This is a genomic window from Stenotrophomonas maltophilia, from assembly GCF_047497515.2.
In the GTDB taxonomy this organism is placed as follows: Bacteria; Pseudomonadota; Gammaproteobacteria; order Xanthomonadales; family Xanthomonadaceae; genus Stenotrophomonas.
On the sequence record NZ_JAXAXL020000002.1, the window covers coordinates 138,979 to 156,976 of the forward strand.

The 17,998-nt window shown below is 62.6% G+C and carries 13 protein-coding genes; 9 read left to right on the forward strand and 4 right to left on the reverse strand.

Annotated features, from left to right (window positions below):
- Positions 1-2 precede the first annotated feature (2 nt).
- The 6 genes from ACMZPQ_RS04410 to mobF all read left to right on the forward strand — a co-directional run bounded on the left by ACMZPQ_RS04410 (position 3) and on the right by mobF (position 10,196).
- Complete coding sequence (locus tag ACMZPQ_RS04410) at positions 3-3,026, forward strand: TraM recognition domain-containing protein (RefSeq protein ID WP_197570726.1); 3,024 nt, start codon at positions 3-5, stop codon at positions 3,024-3,026.
- Between the two features lie 85 nt (positions 3,027-3,111).
- The gene (locus ACMZPQ_RS04415) at positions 3,112-3,642 is read left to right on the forward strand and encodes a hypothetical protein (protein ID WP_049441887.1); all 531 of its coding nucleotides are present in this window, start codon (positions 3,112-3,114) and stop codon (positions 3,640-3,642) included.
- Between the two features lie 269 nt (positions 3,643-3,911).
- Positions 3,912-4,034 carry a hypothetical protein gene (locus ACMZPQ_RS04420; protein WP_255211731.1) on the forward strand — a complete coding sequence of 41 codons (123 nt, stop codon included), beginning with the start codon at positions 3,912-3,914 and terminating at the stop codon, positions 4,032-4,034.
- Positions 4,035-4,229: 195 nt separating this feature from the next.
- Positions 4,230-5,255 carry an ankyrin repeat domain-containing protein gene (locus tag ACMZPQ_RS04425; protein ID WP_197570727.1) on the forward strand — a complete coding sequence of 342 codons (1,026 nt, stop codon included), beginning with the start codon at positions 4,230-4,232 and terminating at the stop codon, positions 5,253-5,255.
- Positions 5,233-7,143 (forward strand): type IV secretion system DNA-binding domain-containing protein, encoded by a 1,911-nt coding sequence (locus ACMZPQ_RS04430; RefSeq protein ID WP_197570728.1) that lies wholly within the window; start codon positions 5,233-5,235, stop codon positions 7,141-7,143. Before ACMZPQ_RS04425 ends, ACMZPQ_RS04430 begins: the two co-directional genes overlap by 23 nt.
- A 62-nt stretch (positions 7,144-7,205) precedes the next feature.
- Positions 7,206-10,196, forward strand: a complete 2,991-nt coding sequence (gene mobF / locus ACMZPQ_RS04435) for a MobF family relaxase (protein ID WP_197570729.1) — start codon at positions 7,206-7,208, stop codon at positions 10,194-10,196.
- Between the two features lie 210 nt (positions 10,197-10,406).
- Here mobF and ACMZPQ_RS04440 read toward each other — a convergent pair whose 3' ends face one another.
- The 3 genes from ACMZPQ_RS04440 to ACMZPQ_RS04450 form a co-directional block, all read right to left on the reverse strand.
- Complete coding sequence (locus ACMZPQ_RS04440; protein ID WP_197570730.1) at positions 10,407-10,853, reverse strand: GIY-YIG nuclease family protein; 447 nt, start codon at positions 10,851-10,853, stop codon at positions 10,407-10,409.
- A gap of 131 nt (positions 10,854-10,984) precedes the next feature.
- Complete coding sequence (locus ACMZPQ_RS04445) at positions 10,985-12,676, reverse strand: YadA-like family protein (RefSeq protein ID WP_197570731.1); 1,692 nt, start codon at positions 12,674-12,676, stop codon at positions 10,985-10,987.
- 65 nt (positions 12,677-12,741) lie between these two features.
- A complete protein-coding gene (locus ACMZPQ_RS04450) occupies positions 12,742-13,497 on the reverse strand; it encodes a M15 family metallopeptidase (RefSeq protein ID WP_197570732.1) in 756 nt (251 codons plus the stop codon).
- Between the two features lie 829 nt (positions 13,498-14,326).
- On the opposite strand from ACMZPQ_RS04450, the gene ACMZPQ_RS04455 reads away from it, so the two are divergent.
- The gene (locus ACMZPQ_RS04455; protein ID WP_414486147.1) at positions 14,327-14,584 is read left to right on the forward strand and encodes a hypothetical protein; all 258 of its coding nucleotides are present in this window, start codon (positions 14,327-14,329) and stop codon (positions 14,582-14,584) included.
- Positions 14,585-14,604: 20 nt separating this feature from the next.
- Here the strand turns inward: ACMZPQ_RS04455 and ACMZPQ_RS04460 are convergent, their stop codons facing one another.
- Positions 14,605-14,997, reverse strand: a complete 393-nt coding sequence (locus tag ACMZPQ_RS04460) for a barstar family protein (protein WP_414486146.1) — start codon at positions 14,995-14,997, stop codon at positions 14,605-14,607.
- Between the two features lie 182 nt (positions 14,998-15,179).
- Between ACMZPQ_RS04460 and ACMZPQ_RS04465 the strand changes: the two genes are divergently transcribed.
- Positions 15,180-17,402: a methyl-accepting chemotaxis protein gene (locus ACMZPQ_RS04465; RefSeq protein WP_414486150.1), complete on the forward strand. Its 2,223-nt coding sequence runs from the start codon at positions 15,180-15,182 to the stop codon at positions 17,400-17,402.
- 165 nt (positions 17,403-17,567) lie between these two features.
- Positions 17,568-17,936, forward strand: coding sequence for a glycine zipper 2TM domain-containing protein (locus tag ACMZPQ_RS04470; protein WP_049462359.1), 369 nt, complete (start codon positions 17,568-17,570; stop codon positions 17,934-17,936).
- Positions 17,937-17,998 lie beyond the last annotated feature (62 nt).

Sequence of the window (17,998 nt, forward strand, 5' to 3'; positions counted from 1 at the left end):
GCATGTTGCTATCGCTGATGGATTGGACGGTCGGTATTGGCCGCAAGCTGTTCAAGAAGGACGATCAAGCGTCGAGCACGCTGGAGCAAATCATTCTGGACGGCAATGACCGCTACGAAAACTTGGTCGGGCGCTTTGACGTGAGCGACCGCGTGAAGAGCCGCGTGCTGGACGTTCCCCCAGAGGATGTAGATATGGCGGTCCAAGCGGGCGCGGTTTTCGACGAGAAAGAGATGGCACTGGTTGTGCCCGAAGAACTGGATCTGGACCAGTTCCATCCGTGGTGGCCGAAGGTTCCGGAGGATCTGCGCAACACCCAGGCCCGCATGATCATCACCAAGGAAGGACGTCGTGCCGAAGGCTTCGTGCTGGGGGACGACATGGCGCTGGGCGGCGACAGCACTGCAACCTCGCTGATGTATCTGGCCTTCCCGCTGATTGGTGCGGTTCAATACTTCTTGGGTTCGCTCATTGGCGCTTTTAGTTACGTGGTGCTGCTGGCTGCCATTCCTTACTTTGTTGCGTTGAAGCAAGCGGAAGGGATGAAGGAAGCCTTCAAGGGCCTGGCCCTGATGGTGCTGCCCGTGCTGATTGCAACCGCTTCGGCGGCGTTGTCGTCCGCGCTCCACGTGGACGCGGCCAGCGTCGAGCAGGCCCAGCAAGCAGCGGCTGACCCCATGAGCAAGTTAACGGAGGTGATGGCGGCCGCTGCGGGCTTTGCCAAAATGGCTGGCATCGTTCTTTTGATCTTGACTATTCCTGGCCTGCTGTTGTTCGCGGCCTTCCTGAGTGCGGCCTCGCATCCCCACCGGGGCGTGCTGGGGGGAACCGCTGAGCGCTTCATTCAGATGATGAAGTGGATGCTTGTGATCTTGGCCCTGGTGGGGATTGGCTCCCTTCTCCCCGATGGAATGGGCGTGGCCGTGGCGTTTGTGATCGCGGCCATGTATGCCTTGCAGTTCACGGAAGGCAACTTCGTCCAAACGGCCGCTCGCCTCTACCTGCAAAACTTGGACAACAACCTGGCAACCCAGGGTGCCCTGTCCAAGTCCCACGTGAAGGCCCGCGAGCAGCAGGCTGCCGAAGCGTTGCGCGACAAGACCCCGCTTTTGAAGGTGGGTCGAGCGTCTGGTCACCTGAACGACCGCGGCCATGGCTTTGCGCCGGACAAGGGCACGGTGATGATGCTGTCCTGGCGCGACCTGACCCAAGGCCTGATCGTCTACGGGCGCATCGGTTCGGGCAAGTCCTTCAGTGTGCTGCGGCCGTTGGCCCGTCGCTATCGCAAGTCCGCATTGGCCTTAGGAGTGCGGAAGGAACTGAAGGAGAGCGCCGCGGGCGAAGCCGTTCTCGAGGCTAAGCGCAGCGGGGGTGGAGCACTCATCCTCGACGCGAAGGACGGCGCGATCATCTCCGATCTGGGCAAGGACGCGTTTGATATCGTCGTGCGCGCAGGCATGTCGGTGGCCCCCTACGAGGGCCTGGAGCCCGACCAAATCACCAAGGCCCTTCGCGGCGCGACCGGTGGCAAGGTCGATGAGAAGTCCAAGCTCTGGAGCGACGGCGGCGACGCGTTCCTCTTCCACACCGGCATCATCCTGAAGGCCGCATGCGAGCACGAGCAGGCCTACCGAGACTTCTGCATCGCCAAGCTGGAAGGGTTGGAGCACGCCCGGTTGATGATGCTGCTGGAGCGGGAGGAGTTGGAGAAGCGTGGCTTGGGGTTGGAAGACCTGGAAGCGGCGCTGGCTCGCGTGGAAGAGCAAATGGGCACTTACGCGATTGTGGCGGAGGCTTCCCGGAACTGGTTCTACACCCCATTCCACCATGCCAAGCTGTTGGCGATGGTTGAGCAGGTGGTGCCGACGCCGCGTGGCGGGGAGATTGCCAGCGCTCGCGTGCTGGAGTTGGTGAACTGGTTGGGGTTGGAGCGCCCGGATACGTCTAGCACTGACGAAGAGCGGGAGGCCTATGCCGCCTACTCCCGGGACTACCACAACCGCTTGGCCACCCGGTCCGAGACCGTCCATCCCGACTTGCTGCGTCCCATGTCCCAGCTGCAAAGCTCGCTGGAATGGGCATTGCTGGGCGTTCCTGCGATGCATAAAGAGCAGCGCCAGTCCTTCACGTTGAACTCGCGGGGGCTCATCGAAAAACTGCTTCGGGGTGAAAAGCTCCGGACGGCAGATGACATCCCGTGGCATTCCGTCGAACGTGGGGAAGTGGACGTCTCTCAGGCGCTTTACGGGAAGTTCGTGGGCTTGTTCCTGCCCCCCACCCAGTTCGGCGAAGCGGGCGACATGATGCAGCGGTTGCTCAAGCAGCGTGTCATGAACGGCATTCGGGCACGCGGGGCGCACGGCGACAAGTGGCGCGAAATGCTGCCGGGCCAAACCGACGTGCTGCTGATGATGGACGAGGCGCATTTGCTGCTGACTTCGGACGACGTGCTGCTCTTCAGCACCTCCCGAAGCCTGGGGTTGATGCCGGTGATCGCGGTGCAGGGCCACGACAGCCTTATCAACACCTACGGGTCGGAGAACGAAGCCGATTTGCTGGCCAACACCATGCAATCGGTCATCGCGCTCAACCACTCGTTTGTCACACGCAACTACTTGATGAAGCGGCTGGGCAAGGCTCAGTTGACCACCTTCAAGGAGCCGACGCGTGGCATCGATTTCTCGGGTGGCTTGACCAACTTCCGCCACAGCGTTCTCAACGACCCGAACCACCCCTACGCAGCGGCCTACGAGCAAATGCTGATGCAGGGCGCAGGCCGCTTGAGCGCGCTTTGCGTGGATCCGGCGACGGGGCGCAAATGGCGCGTCGGGGCTGAGGACACGGTGGGCCAAGAGGAGCTGGCACGGGACATCGACATGCCCACAGGGGGCAAGCGGGAGGTCCTGCCGCTCTTCCTGGAAGAGGAATACCCGGCCCTGACCGCTGCACGCGGCAATGCGATTGTCTCGCTCTGCCGGGCAGGCGTGAGCCGCACGGACTTGGCCGAGATGATGCCCAACGACTGAGCCCAAAAAGGGCAAGGCAACCCTTGCCCTTTCCCAAAATCGATCAATGCTGACCTAACCACCCATTTCCTTGAAGGAGGACTTTATGAGCAATGCCCACCTCGATGCCTTGAACGACCTGCTGGGCGCTCGCGATAAACGGCGAGCCAAGCTGGCCGGAGAGCGTCCAAACGACCACCAACCGCAGAAGAAAGCAGCCTTCGACCAGTCGCTGGCGAAGGACCAGGCCGATATCCAGGAGAAGCAACAAGCCGTGTTGGACTGGGCCAAGCAAGCCAAGCCCGACGAGATCACCGACGCGCGTGAGCGGTTGCACGCACAGGTGCAGCAGCGCGCTGAAGACGCGCCCAAAGACAAGCACGCCCAAGTGGTGTTCAGCACCGTGGACGAATGGCGACAGAAGCGCCAGCAGAAGGACGGAGGGCAATCCTTGGGGGAAAACATCCCCATGCTAACTGCGGCCCAGCGGCAGCAAACCATGGGGCCTGGTAAGTTGGGCTACGCGCACTACGCCGCCAGCGCGAAGAAGGAAGCAGACTTCATGAAGCGCTATGAGGCGAACTTCGACTGGGACAAGCACGAGGCCCAAGTCCAGAAGAACATCTACCGTCAATGACGGTCCATTCCCCGCGCCGCATCCAGGGCCCTTCGGGGCCCTTTTTTTTGGGCGCGTTCCCTTGTTTGTGAGTGGATCGATCTACCCATAAAAGCAAACGGCAAAAGCGGCTCAAAGCAAGAAACGGGGTGGGGGTTGATCATCTGGGGAAGAGAGAAAAAAGATTTGACTAAACATCAAAAGTGTCGATCAATCGAGATTTTTAGGGTTGCCAGTTTTATGAGATGTGGTTGACTGTAATCAGTCAAACACAACCGGGGGAGGTCCCTATGTATATTTTTGCCGATGCTTACGAGTTCGCCGTGGACAACGTGGGAAACCTGCTGTTGACGTTGGGTGCGTTTTCGGTGGTGAGCTACGTGGCCGCCAACGTGGCAGGGTTGCTGGCTTGATGGCCTGGTTCAGGGAGGATTTGGAGCAGATGGATCTGCACACCGTCTCGCTTTTCCTGCAAACCGCGGTTTTGGTTGGCGCGGCTTTCATCATCAAGATCGCTTGCTGATTGCCAAAACCGAAAAAGACGGTATGCAAAGGGGATGGAACCCCAACACGACAATCCAGTAGGCAACCCAGGTGGGGGCGATTTCTTGAATCGTCCCCACGAGCCGTTGCTTTATCCCATTCTCCACCCTCTGACGCTGGCCCAGTTCTACGGGAAGCATCACGCGGCCGCCGCTGCCGCCGACGCGCGGGAGGCGTTGGATCTGGCCACGCGGTTCTGCCGAGAGGCCCAGGTTTCCGGGTTGGACACCCAAACCGACGCTGGTTTTGACTGGGTGCTGACCCCCAGCCGTTTCTCGAACCGCATTTCCGTTGAGTTGGGGCAGGGCGGCCACGCCGCATTGCTTCAGGTCGATCCGGACCTGTCCGCTCACCCGCTCGACGCAGCCATCCATGCCGGCGTGCTGGGCCACAAACCCCTGGCCTCCGCTTACGCCTTGCTCCCGGCCGAGCAGCGGGAGGGGCTGTTGAGAGAGCTGAGGGAATCCATCGACCAGGTCCAGTCGAACCGTTCCGCAGCGAAGCAGCTCCAGGCCCTCCGAGCCCAGCCCGAGTTGCCGCAGGCAGTCCCAGCGCTTCCTCACCTGGACATCGCCAGGCTCCTGCAGCGCTACGAGGTCCCCGATGCCCAAGCCCGGTTGGCGGCGGACCACGTCAAGGCGACCTATCGAGAAGCGCTAACCACGATGCATGGTAGCCGGGTGCTGGCAGCAGCCCATGCGCACGCCCCGCACTTGGGGCTATACGGAGCCCCTTGGCAGACGTGGCTTTGCGAGAACGCAACGACCGGGAACCTGGAGGGGGTGGAGGCCTGTTTGCGCATGCAGGCCGAGCCCAATGTGCCCGACGCCAACGGCGAGACGCCGCTACACCTCGCCGCGCGCCACGGCCACCCCGGCATCGTTCGTCGGTTGATTGAGGCCGGCGCGGATCCAGCATTGGGCAACCCCCGCGGGGAAACTCCCCTACATGTGGCGGCCCAGCACAAACGCGCGCAGTGCTGCCTGGAGCTCATGGCTGCAGGCGCGGATCCTGGGCAGTTGGATCGTGAGGGGCGCAAGCCGGGCGACGCTCACCGGGAGAAGGCACTTGAGCAAGTCCACGGTCTATGACTGCTGGAGCTGGACGGTCCCGTCGAGCATCGAGCCGAGCCGCGAAGTCCGTTATTGGCCCCAGGCGTTGCTTTCCGGTTCGGTCATCGCCGCACTGACCTACCCAGCCGCGCTTTGGTTGGGCTGGCAGGTGCCCAGCAGCCACACCCTCATGAACTACGGCCAGGCCCTCACCGGCAGCCTGGCAGCGCTGGGGAACGTTGCCACCGGCACCATCTCCTTCCGAGAGCCTGCCGCGGCGTTCTGGGAGGTGGCCAAGGAGCAAGCCACGTTTGGCACGTTGGCACGGGTCGGCGTCGCGGCGGGCTTGGCCGGGTGGGCGTCGGCTTGGGTGACGCGTCGGGGGTTAATCCCGCGCTCAAATACCTGGCATGTGTCCGGCGCTGAACTGCTGCAGGGGGAACGAGCCCTGGCCGAGGCCCGCCGACGCTCGCTGACGAAGAAGGAGCAGCGGGGCGAGCTGCATGCCTTGTCATTGCACCCCGACTGGACTGTCAGCAAGAAGCTGCTGGCCCGTCACATGTTCATCTACGGCAGCGTGGGAATGGGCAAGTCAGTCATCTTGAAGCACCTGCTGGAACAGGTTGTTCGGCTCGACAAAAAGGCATTCATCTACGACATCAAGGGCGACTTCACTTCGATCTTTGAACGGCCAGCGATTGTCTGTCCGTTCGATAAGCGCAGTTGGATTTGGGATGTTGGCCAGGACGTAGCGACGCAAACCCAGGCTGCCGCGTTTTCCCAATCCATCATCCCCCCGGAGGAGGGCAGCGGCGCATTCTGGGCGTCTGCGGCGCAAGCCTTGCTGGAAGGGTGCGTGCGCGAACTCCAGGCCACGAAGGGCAAGAACTGGGGGTGGGCAGAGTTGGCCGCGTTGGTTGCCCGCCCCGCTGAACCGATGGCTAAAGCACTGTCGCTCTACTACCCCCGAGCCGCCGCTCTCATTTCCAATCCTGATTCGAACACCACCAGCAGCTGTATCGCCGTGCTCGCCAACGGCACCGCGGTTATCGAGCGCCTGGCCTTGGCATGGCCCGAGCGCACGCCTGGGCAGATGTTCTCCATGCTGGACTGGATCAAGGACGACTACACGGGATGCAAGCAGGTCATTGTTCAATCAGGTCCTGATGAGGTGCTAACCAAGGCCTACATCTCCGCCATGATCAACTGCGCGGTGCCGGAGATCATCGGCCCCTCGCTGCCAGATGACGAAACCGGGCGATTCCTGGGGTTCTTCTTCGATGAGCTCACCTCCGCCGGCAAGCTCAACATCGAGCCGTTGCTGGCCTTGGGACGCTCAAAAGGCGTGGTGGCCTGCATGGCCGTGCAGGATTGGTCACAGGTCGAGAGGGTCTATGGGGACAAGACCGCGCAAGCCTTTTCAGGGTTGGTCGGCACACACATTATTTGCCATCTCCAAATCGGCGAGACCCGGGAAAAAGTCTCCCGGAACCTGGGCAAGCGCACCGTGGCTTGGCGGACCCACGACGAAAAAGCAACCGTCCACGAGGAGTCGAAAGCCGTTGTTCCGCCGGGGCGGCTCACTGACGACTTGGGCCCACGCAATGGCAGCGCCTATGGCTCCGAGGGCTGGGGCATCCGAGCCATCGTCCAGACCACCGGGGATCCGCTTCTGCTCAACTGGCCAGGCGTGAGCTATTCCAAGGTTCGAGATGGGCAGGAACGGGCGAGCTGGACAGAGGAGGGCGCTCGCCCGGTGGAGCAGAAACCCATGCCTGAGAGCGACGCGCAGAGCGCAGCCGAGGTCCAGCGCGTGCTGAAGATGACCGCCGACCAGGCCGCCGCGGAGCTGCGAAAACGTGGTGCCACGCCGCCGAAGCTCCGCGCCGTTTCAGACGACGAACTGGAAGCCATCTTCCGCAAGTAGTGGGGTTGTGGAGTCGCTGGGTTTTGGTAGATCTGGAGGGATAACCAGGACCTGGAGGACTCATGATCAACGCCACACTGCTGAAGCGAAACGCCGGGGGGACCAAGGGTGGTTCCGCGTCGATTTACTACCTCTTGGCCCAGGAAAAGCTCTCTGAAGAAGCCGAGCAGGCAAGCATGGCCGTTGGCTACTACAGCCGCTCCGCGCCGAGCAAAGAGGCGCAATCGAAGTTCTACGGCGGCTTGGCCCAGCACCTGGGTCTGGCAGGCGTCCGCGCCACGGAAGAGCTGATGATTCCGCTGACGGATGGATTTGACCCCAAGACCGGGCGAGCGCTATGCCACGGAGCCGGGGATCGCGGACAGGTCAAAGTCCGCTTTGATAAGACCGGCAAGGCCCCGTTGCGCGACAAAGACGGCAAGGTGGTCACGTATCTGGCCGGTGGGCATCGCATCGGCTTTGACCTGACAATCAGCGCACCGCTGGATATCTCCGTGGCGTTTGCACTGGCGTCCGATCCGGCAGAGCAAGAGGCCATTCACGCCGCGCACCGCAACGCGGTCCAGCGGGCGATGGAAGCCTTCGAAGCCATGTCCGAAACCCGGCGCAACAAGGCCGGGAAAGACGTCATTGGGGTGGATGGGTTGATCTGGAGCAGCCATCACCACTACGCCTCACGAGCCGACGAAGCGACCGGGGAGATGGGCCCGAACCTCCACACCCACAACTTGCTTTACAACCTCAGCCTGGGCACTGACGGTGGCGAGGCCAGCCTCTCTGCTGAAGAGATATTCCGCTACCGCAAAGCCATGGACGAGGTCTACAAGACCGAGCTCTACCAAGGTATGAAGGCGCTTGGGTATGGATTGGACCGCATCCGTGAACTGGACGACGACGGCCAGGAAACCGGGCGCGTCTACGCTCGGATCGCGGGTCTGGACGAGGAGGTTACCGATCGCTACGGCAACCGCCGCAAGGAAATCCTCGCTTACGCGGCCAAGCACAACGTGTCTAATCAGCAGGCCACGTTGGCCACGCGCAAAGACAAGGACGAGCCGCCTTACCAGGAGCTCATCGCGCACTGGCACGAAACGCTGAAAGGCTTCGACGTATCCACGGAAAGCCTGAAGCAGGCCAAGGGCAACGCGCACGAAATGGAGCAAAAATCTCCGGCAGAACTGCTGGAGCGGCTCCACGAGACGGACGCCATTTTCTGCGACCACAACCTCTTGGAGGTCCTGGGCCAGGAATACGCCGGCAGTGTCACCGTGCCAGAGCTCTACGGCTTGGTTGAAGCGTTCAAGAAGGAGCACGGCCTGGTGCTGGTCAACCCCGTGCGGCTGCACGACGACGACAAGGGCGACTCGTTGGCGCGGCGGCACACCCAGGAACGCTACTGCGCCCCGTGGATGCTGCAGATCGAACAAGAAGTGGTGGGTTTCGCGATTGACCGAGCCAAGGAAACCCATCACCACGTGCCCCAGGCCGACGTGGACCGGGTGGTGGAAGACTACGAGAAGGCCAAGGGCTTTCAGCTCTCCAAGGAGCAGCGCCACGCGCTGGACCACATCACCCACGGCAGCGGGGGCGTGGTCAACCTTTCCGGCCTGGCCGGCACCGGCAAGACCACCATTTCCGAATGCTTCAAGGCAGCGTTCGAGACCCAGGGGTTCGAGCTGCTGGGCGTGTGCGTTTCCAACGCTGCGGCCGAGAAGCTGGAGGCGGAAAGCGGCATGTTCAGCGTGAGCATGGCGCAGATGCTCCATGACCTGGACGAAGGAAAGATGCAGTTCCGCAAGACAGACGTCATTGTGGTGGACGAGGCAGGCATGGTCGATGCGCGCAACACCCACAAGCTTTTCAGCTACGCCGCCAAGGCGGGGGCGAAGGTCATCATGCAGGGCGACGTGGAACAGCTTCAGCCCATCGGAGCTGGGTCCGGCTTTCAGTTGACCAAGAGCGCGGTGGGTGATGCCAAACTCACGGAGATCCGACGCCAGGGCAAACAGGAAGACCGAGAAACCGCGTTGTCGTTCTACGCCACCGACGAAAACGACCTAGTCATCGACTTAAAGAAGGCCAGCCGTTCACGGTCGCAGACCCTCGACAAGGGCAACGAAATCAAGGCCCGGTTGCTCGGCGCCATCCGCGAAACGGCAACTGAGAAGGAAGCCCGCGAGCGCTTGCTGCACGAATACTTCGAAGACCCGGCACCGATGAGCGAGAAGCTGGTCATCGCCCACACCCGAGCCGACGTGGCCGCCCTCAACGCCGGCATCCGGTGTGGGTTGAAGGTGCGTGGAGGGCTGGGCCAGGACGAGGTGGTGATCGAGGCCCGGGACAAAGGGCGCAAGTTCGACTTGGCCTTGTCTAAAGGCGATCAGATCGTCTTCACCGCGAAGAACAAGGATCTGGGGGTCATCAATGGCACCCAGGCCGTGGTGGAGAACATCAAGCCTTCAAGGAAGGGCGGCTACGACATCACGGCTTCCATTCGCTCGGAGACGAAGGGAGATGGGCGGCGCTTGACGTTCAACAGCCATGAGATGAAAGCAATGACGCATTCCTATGCCGGGACGGTTCACAAGAGCCAGGGCCAAGGGAGGCGGGAGGTCTACCACCTGGCGAACCTGGGCATGCTCGACGCCCACAGCGCCTTGGTGGCCTTTACCCGTCTCACGAAAGGTTCCTACCGCATGTATGCGACCTCCGATGACGTGGAGCGGTTGAATGAACGTCTGGGGCTGGAACGACTCAAAGAGACCGTGCTCGACGCGGGACTGAAAGACGATCCGCAACGGCCGGTTGTCCAGCTCTCTGAGGCAGCTGCACGTCCCACCACCCAACGCCCAGCTGCCCAGCGAACGGGCATACAGGGCAAGCTCGACGCGCTGCTGAAGGAGCACGCGGAACGCTCACAACCGCAGATGAGCGAGGGCGAACGCAAGGCGCGTTGGCTGCTGGAGGTGCTGGAGCCGTTGCGGCGGGCGCGCCAGGCCTCTCCCAAGCTACCGGCGCAGTCCCCGAAACACACGCAGGGCTTCTCGTTGTGAGCAGCAGGCTGGGCGGCATGGCCGCCCATGTGCTTTTCTCTCCACACCGCTTTTGCTTTGAGGCGCGGCCACTGGCCGCGTTCTTTTTGACACCAAAGCAACGTCAAAAGCGGCATGGAGCAAAAGCGCGTTGAGGGTGGGGCAGGGTGGCCCGCGGCTTCCGCCGGGGCGCTCTGCTTTACAAGGCCATGACCACGGCCTGCAGCACCATCACCGCCACGCCGAAAAGGAAGGGGTAGAGGAACAGCCATTTGAAGAATCCCCATGCCGGGGACGACGGATTCCTGAAGAGCGGCGCGGAACCGCATCGGGCCACGCATACCCCGCCGTCAAGGTCTTCATGTAACCCGTGGTGCGCCTGCGGGGATCGCGGATAAGAATGCCTGGTGGCTTGCTGTAGATTCGCCAGCCATGCTGATAGGCCTTGTAGCGCCAAGCGTATTCGTGAGCCTCCGCATCGACCTGGGTGCCCGTCATGCTCGACAGCGGCACGAACGAGAATCGACGACCTCCCCAGCCCCCACGAGCACTGCGGTGCTGCTGCTCGCGTTGCTTTAAATCGACGGTCTGCCCCACGTAGCAGCACCCGTTGTCAAAGAACAACCCGTAGAGATGGCGTGGGCGGGGCAGGTATTTCTGATTGCGTTTCCAGTTCAAGGGTCCTCCATCGATGGGTATATCTACATACCCATAAAAGAAAGAACCGATTCGTCAAGCCATGGCACGAACAAGGGCCCCGAAGGGCCCTTGCCGAGATACGATCACCTCCTTTCCCACCACGCAATCGTTTAGCGCCCCAAGTTGATGCTCAACCCGAAGCCGGCCACCGGCTTGTTGCCAGAGCCGAAGGACAGGCCCGCCGAGACGCTGACCTTTTCAGACACCCGAGCACCCCAGCCCACGGCCATTGCAGCACTGCCCCCCGAGAATCCCACGCCCACGTTCAGGTTCACCTGGCCAACGGCCGTGCCCCCGTTCTGCGCCGCAGCGGTGGCCATCTGGCTCATCGCGCCGAGTTGCGCGCCCAAGCCGTTGATGCGGCGATCCTGGTGCCGAAGGCGGCGGTCCGTATCGACCCAGCGGTCATCCCACACCTGCTGCATTTCGTAGACCTGCCCACCGTTCACAGCATCCGTGGACCCGCGTTCGATGCGCCCCGGAGCCACGCTGGTCACGCGCTGATTGCCCGCGTTGACGCCCGCAGTCGTCACCGAAGGGCCGCCTTGAATCGTCACGCCTTGGGCGTTGACCGTGGTCTGGCCGACCTGGACAGAGCCCTGCTCGGACAACTGCACGTTGTCGCTGACCGCCACGGTTTGGGTGCCGTCCGTGTTGTCGGTCACCTCGACGTTCTTGCCCGCCCTTACAGTCCAGCCCGCGCCGGTCCCGGCGGTTCCATCCACCCCATCGGTGCCGGCAGGCCCTTGGACCCCTGGCTCCCCTTTCAGGCTTGCCAGCCAATCTTGTTCATTCCCTTGGAAGCCGTTGGCCAAGGCCACCTCGTAAGCGCTCAACCCATCCGCGCCGCGCGGGCCTGGCGTGCCAGAGCCGCTGCCTGGGTTTTGCTCGAGCGAAGTCACGCGTCCGTCCAGATCGTCCAATGCGGCTCCCACGGTTTGATGCGTGGCACCGCTGCGGAACTGATAGATGGGCGCGATAAAGTTGCCGTTGACGAACGTGGCACCGCCGCCCAGCGCTTGGGCCGCCTGACGGACCTGTCCGAGGTTTGCGACGTCGGTGTCTGAGGTGCCGGCTCGAACGTTCGTGATTCGGCGGGTGCTCTGGCCCCCGTCCTCATACGTGGATCCCACGCTGACTTCGTCACTGGCCCAGCAGCGGCTATGTGAGCCCAGGGCAACGCAGTCTTGCCCGCGTGCTTCAGCCCCAACGCCTAACGCAAGTGACTGAAATGCATCGGCAACGGCAGAGGTGCCTATGGCGACGGCATGGTCAGCGTTTGCCTCTGCCAAGTGGCCTTGAGCAATCGATGCATTGCCCCGCGAACGGCTGGAATAGCCAAAGGACATGGAAAGATCCCCACTGGCTTGCGCCTGCACCCCTTGAGCCAACGATTTAACACCGGTCGCGACGGCTTGTTGTCCAACGGCTACCGCATCTTCGCCACCAGCAAAACTCAAAGTGCCGATGGCAACAGTCCTCGCTGCCGCGGCATTCGCGGCTTGGCCCGTCGCAATGGAGTTCGCACCGGACGCTTGGGCATTCGTGCCCGACGCCACCGCGTTGTCTGCGGAGGCGTTGGCTTGAACGCCCGTGGCGATGGCCCCGTTCCCGGAGGCATTGGCATAGGCCCCCGTTGCAGTGGCATTCGGGGCTGAGGCTTGGGCGTATTCCCCGGTCGCCGTCGAGTTGGGTTCCGAAGCCGTGGCCCCGGTTCCCGTGGCGGTTTGAGCAAACGATGGGGAGGCAAACAACGAGGCCCCCATCAAAGCCGTTAAAATCGAAACGCGAAGCGAAGACATGGAAACCCTCCGGAGTATGGACTGATACTTCATCCATAACAGGCGATTGCATTTCCGCAAGTCGATCAGGTGATCTTTTTCAAGGTGTTAGGGAAAGTTGCAAAACAAACCCGCGCCGGGAGCGCCCAGTTCCAGGCCATCCGGTTTTCATTGCCCCAGGCCAAGCACGCCGTTTCCATCCCCGCAGGGCACCAAGCCGGTGCCAGCGCACGGGCCAGCACTTCAGAAGAGGGTGTCCCGGTCACTGGAGGAAACGCGCCCGGCTTGCGCCCCTGCCGGTAGGCCCACTTGGCTTGGCCGCACTCGGCTTTCAGCTCGACGTGCGGATAGTCTTTCGGGCTGGTCCATCGGCCGCCCCAGTTCAGCCCCACGATCTCCGCCAGCTCCCCAAAGCGTTGATAGCCGGCCATCACATGGGCATCGTCGAGGTTCCAGCTGGGCTCCCCATTGACGAACACGGCGGCATCCAGGGCCAGCCCGAAGTTGTGGCAGCTGGAGAATGCCCCAACGCTGGTCACGCCAGACCCGGAGGCAAGCAGGGCCGCCTGGCGCTCGGGGCTTCGATACCCTTCCACGGGCCGCACATCAAACCCTTCCGCGGCCAGTTGGGCCTGGACGGCTTCCACCTTTTCCCGCAGCGCTGGGGAAACCCCTTTCCACGTCCTTTCGCTTTTAGGGTGGAAGAACCGGTAAATGGCGCCGTGCGGCTTCGGGGTTTGGAAAACCCAGGGGCTGCTGGGCTTGGGTTTGGGTTGAACAGTCGAACAACCGGCCAAGGCCAGGCAGGCCAGAACGGCGGCGATGGTAACGCGGGGCTGCATGCTTTCCTCCCAGAAAGAACAATGGATGCTTTCAGGGGTAGTAGATTTTCGGGAAAGCGCAAGCGGGCGAAAACAAAAAAAAGCCCCCGAACAACCGGGGGAGGAGGCCTGCAGCTCGGGGGCTTAATGAGGCAGGGAAAAAGAGTAAGAAACCCTGCCCCGTTGCAAGCCATAGCACACACAAGGGCAAGAAGTCAAACCGATTGCCGATCGCGTGACAGGGGCAGAAGGCGCGTGGCATTGGGCGGTCAAGGCGGATGCCGGTGACTGGGCCTGGGGATGACGGGTGGCCGCACAGCGCGTAAGTAAGAGGGAAGAGTTGTTGCGATAGTGTTGCGGCGGTCAGGTCAGAGTATTGGCCTGGCTGTCCGGGCCTTGCCCAGCAAGGCTTTCGCGCTCGAAAATGAACAGACGCTAATGATGCTTCATCAGCGGCGTGTGTTCGGCACTGGCCTTGGTCGACGACGATTTCACTTTTGAATCAGTGGTTTGCAAGAGAGCTTCCTACGGGTTGTAGCGGTCGGTCCGGGCCACTGACGGGGCGTGGCGGGGTGTCACGGTGCGCTGCGGCTGCGGCGGACCGACCATGGATACGGGATTGCGGCGCGGGCGGCTGCCCGGCGTCGCGCTGCCATCCAAGTTTAAGCTGAGCTGCCGGAAAAGCTGCCAATCCGCCCGCGTTGCCGGGCATGTTCTGATCCTGGCGGAGACTATAGGATGCATCTGATTGCTTCAGGCCCCGTCTCCCAATAGGGTGCGTGGCTTGGGCGAGTGGTTTGCCAGTGGCAAATCGGCCGCAACCTGACGCGTGACTGCTATGGAGTCTGCAGTGAAAGGCAATCGATCCGCGTCCACGCAAGGCACTGCAACGGGCGGCCTTCAATGGCTGCTTCGCGGCATCGCCTGGGCATCACTGTTGCTGTCCCTGGGTGCAGCGGCCGTTGGCGGCAAGCTCACGGTTCCCGCCTTCATCCTTGCCAGCTACAGCCTGCTGTATGCCGTCATGGCCCTGGTCGGATCACTGGCCTGGCTCGACCTGTTGCTGGCACTGGCTGCAATAGTGGTTCTGATCCGGATGATCTTCTAGCGGCACAACAGCGCGCGCAATCACGCCGGAACCAGGGTGATCTGCCGATGGCTGGCGAAGATCTCCATCACGATCTCGAAGTAGGTCTGGCCATCACCGCGTTGCAGCTCGGCCAGCTGCCGGGTGAGGGCGGTGCTGTTGAAATGATCCGGTCGCTCAAGCTTTGCCTGAAGCCAGCGCGCGGTGGCCTGCCGGCCCAACGCGGCGCGACTGTGCTCGATGTCGCGCCAGATCACGGTGGCCGCTGCGTGCCCGGCCAGTGCGCCATAGCCGCCATACAGAAGGTCATCGAGGGCATCCAGGCTGGGCCCCAGTTGCCAGCTCTCGTTGGCCATGAACACCCGGTTGAGTTCGGTGAAGAAACTGTCAATGCCGTGGATGGCGCTACCTTCCAACTGCAGGGTCAGCGGCATGGGCGGTTCCGGGGTTGGAATGTTCGAGGTATTCATCTAAACCATGAATGCGGGTTTCAGGGGCATTTTACAATCCTGTATGCACAGTTCCCTATATTCCTTCAGGTATATGCCGAAAAGCTCTTAAAGATTATCTGGATCGCGCCGCCACCGATCGTACGGCCATGATCAAGGGAATTGAGATGCTCGCCTTACGCAACCTCCGTGTCGGATCCCGGCTGGGTGCCGGGTTTGGTCTGCTGCTCCTGTTCATCGTGGCCATTGTCGGCCTGGTGCTGTATGGAAACCAGCTGAAGTCCGCCCAGTTCGAGAAGGTGGTGGACGTCAACATGGTGAAGATGCGGCTGTTGAATGACATGCTTGATACCAACAACGCGGTGTTGATGCACCGGCGGCTGATGGTGATCAAGCGCGGCGAGGATTTCGACAAGGATTACCAGCGCGCAGAGGAACTCTCGCAGACCTACGACGGCATCTGGGCCAAGTACATCAAGATTCCGCGTGATGCCACCGGCGATGCGCTGGTGGCGAAGATCGCCGCGGCACGCAAGGCCACCGATGCCTCTACCCAGCAGCTGGATGAGCGGATGAAGGCCGGTGATTTCGACGGCGCGACCCAGGAGCTGCTGGCCGAACACGGCCTGGCAACCGCCTGGAACGAATCCATCTCCGCGTTGCTGCGGCATCAGGAAGCGCTGACCGCGCGCAGCCGCGAAGAATACCGTGCAACCGAATCCTGGACCGGCACGCTGTCGATCGTGTTTGGGGTACTCAGCCTGGTGCTGGGTTCGCTGGCGGCGTGGGCGATCACCCGCAGCCTGACCCGTCCACTGGCAGGGGCGGTGAAGCTGGCCGACGGTATCGCCAGCGGACGGCTCGACAGCACCATCGATGCGTCCGGCAACGATGAAGTGACCCAGTTGCTGCGGTCGATGCAGCGCATGCAGGCGCAGTTGCAGTCGGTGATGGCCGCGCAGGGCGAGCTGGCCCGCCAGCATGATGCCGGCAGCCTAAGCTACCGCATGGATGAGAGTGCCTTCCCCGGCGACTACGGGCGCATGGTGCATGACACCAATACGCTGGTCGGTTCGCACGTGCAGGTCCAGAACCGCCTGATCGAAGTGATGAAGCACTACGCGCGCGGTGACCTGTCGGTGGACATGGATCCGCTGCCGGGCGAAAAGGCGGCGATCACCCAGGCCATGGACGAGACCAAGTCCAGCCTGTCGGCGATCAACAACGAGATCCGCCGATTGGCGACGGCCGCAGCGGCCGGCGACTTCAGCCTGCGCGGCGATGAGGATCGCTTCGCCTACGATTTCCGCGACATGGTGGCCGGGCTCAACCGCCTGATGCAGACCACCGACGAGAATCTGGTGCAGGTTTCGACCCTGCTGCAGGCGATCTCGCGCGGTGACCTGACCGTGCGCATGCACGGCGACTTCCACGGGGTGTTCGCCCGCATGCGCGACGACTGCAACGCCACGGTCGATCAGCTCAAGGAGATCGTCGGCCGCATCCAGGCCAGCGCGTCCAGCATCACCCTGGCGGCGGGCGAGATCGCATCGGGCAACACCGATCTGTCGCGGCGTACCGAACAGCAGGCAGCGAACTTGGAAGAGACGGCGGCGTCGATGGAGGAACTGACTTCCACGGTCAAGCAGAACGCCGAGCATGCGCGCCAGGCCAACCAGCTGGCGATCGGTGCACATGGCGTAGCCTCGCAGGGCGGCGACGTGGTCGGCCAGGTGGTGACCACCATGTCGGCTATCGAGGTGTCGTCGAAGAAAATTGCCGAGATCATCTCGGTCATCGACGGCATCGCCTTCCAGACCAACATCCTCGCACTTAATGCGGCGGTGGAAGCGGCGCGCGCCGGCGAGCAGGGCAGGGGTTTTGCGGTGGTCGCCAGTGAGGTGCGCACGCTGGCGCAGCGCTCGGCGGGTGCCGCGAAGGAGATCAAGGGCCTGATCGAGGATTCGGTCGGCAAGGTGTCCGACGGCTCGGCGCTGGTGCGCCAGGCCGGCACCACGATGGGCGAGATCGTGGCCTCGGTGCAGCGCGTGACCGACATCATGGCCGACATTTCCGCCGCATCGCAGGAGCAGAGCTCAGGCATCGAGCAGGTCAACCAGGCTGTAGTGCAGATGGACGAAACCACCCAGCAGAACGCCGCGCTGGTGGAAGAGGCCAGCGCCGCAGCGCGTTCGATGGAGGAGCAGGCCAACCTGCTGACCGAGGCGGTATCGGTATTCCGCACCGGCGCGGCCGCGGCCGCCGTATCGGTTCCGCGAGCGCTTGCCGCAGTGGCGGCCTCCGTGGCACCGGCACGACGGCCGCCGATGCTGTCGCCTCGCATCGAACAGACGCTGGCCGCCAACGCGGGCGGCTGGGAAGAGTTCTAGCGTTATCGGATGCCGGCAGGGGGACGGCGCCCATCGCGATGGCTGATCGCGGTGGGCGCAGCTTTGTTCCTGAACGCGCGATGGCCGTTGAGGCCGCCGATACGCGTATTTCACTTGGGGTTGCCAACAACGGGAGGAAACTTGCGCCATACCGGACCTCAGGAGATGGCCATGAAGACCTCGACCCGACTGTTTGTGCTGGGCACGCTGCTGGCGGCTTCGTCCGTTGCGGGTGCACAGACCTACGGGCCGCGCGATGAAGGACGCAAGTTCAACGACGGTAGCCGTGTGGTCTGCAAGAACGTGGAAGTACAGCGCAACTCGCGCGATCCGAACCGCATTGCCGGTACAGCCACGGGTGCCGTGATCGGTGGCCTGCTCGGCAACCAGGTGGGCGGCGGCAATGGCAAGAAGCTGGCCACGGTGGCCGGTGCCGTGGCCGGTGGCGCGGCGGGACGCCAGATCCAGGGCAACAGCCAGCAGAAGAACGGCGATCGCGTGGTCGAACGCCGCTGTGAGCGCGTTTATCGCTGATCGATCGACCCGTTACCCTTCCACATCGCACTACGACGGACGCCGGCCCCACGCCGGCGTTC

What these genes read in the sequence shown, in the direction of transcription:
- ACMZPQ_RS04470 (WP_049462359.1), top strand. Translation starts at nt 17,568, where the DNA reads ATGGCCATGAAGACCTCGACCCGACTGTTTGTGCTGGGCACGCTGCTG.
- ACMZPQ_RS04465 (WP_414486150.1), top strand. Translation starts at nt 15,180, where the DNA reads ATGCTCGCCTTACGCAACCTCCGTGTCGGATCCCGGCTGGGTGCCGGG.
- mobF (WP_197570729.1), top strand. Translation starts at nt 7,206, where the DNA reads ATGATCAACGCCACACTGCTGAAGCGAAACGCCGGGGGGACCAAGGGT.
- ACMZPQ_RS04415 (WP_049441887.1), top strand. Translation starts at nt 3,112, where the DNA reads ATGAGCAATGCCCACCTCGATGCCTTGAACGACCTGCTGGGCGCTCGC.
- ACMZPQ_RS04410 (WP_197570726.1), top strand. Translation starts at nt 3, where the DNA reads ATGTTGCTATCGCTGATGGATTGGACGGTCGGTATTGGCCGCAAGCTG.
- ACMZPQ_RS04445 (WP_197570731.1), bottom strand. Translation starts at nt 12,676, where the DNA reads ATGTCTTCGCTTCGCGTTTCGATTTTAACGGCTTTGATGGGGGCCTCG.
- ACMZPQ_RS04460 (WP_414486146.1), bottom strand. Translation starts at nt 14,997, where the DNA reads ATGCCGCTGACCCTGCAGTTGGAAGGTAGCGCCATCCACGGCATTGAC.
- ACMZPQ_RS04450 (WP_197570732.1), bottom strand. Translation starts at nt 13,497, where the DNA reads ATGCAGCCCCGCGTTACCATCGCCGCCGTTCTGGCCTGCCTGGCCTTG.
- ACMZPQ_RS04420 (WP_255211731.1), top strand. Translation starts at nt 3,912, where the DNA reads ATGTATATTTTTGCCGATGCTTACGAGTTCGCCGTGGACAACGTGGGA.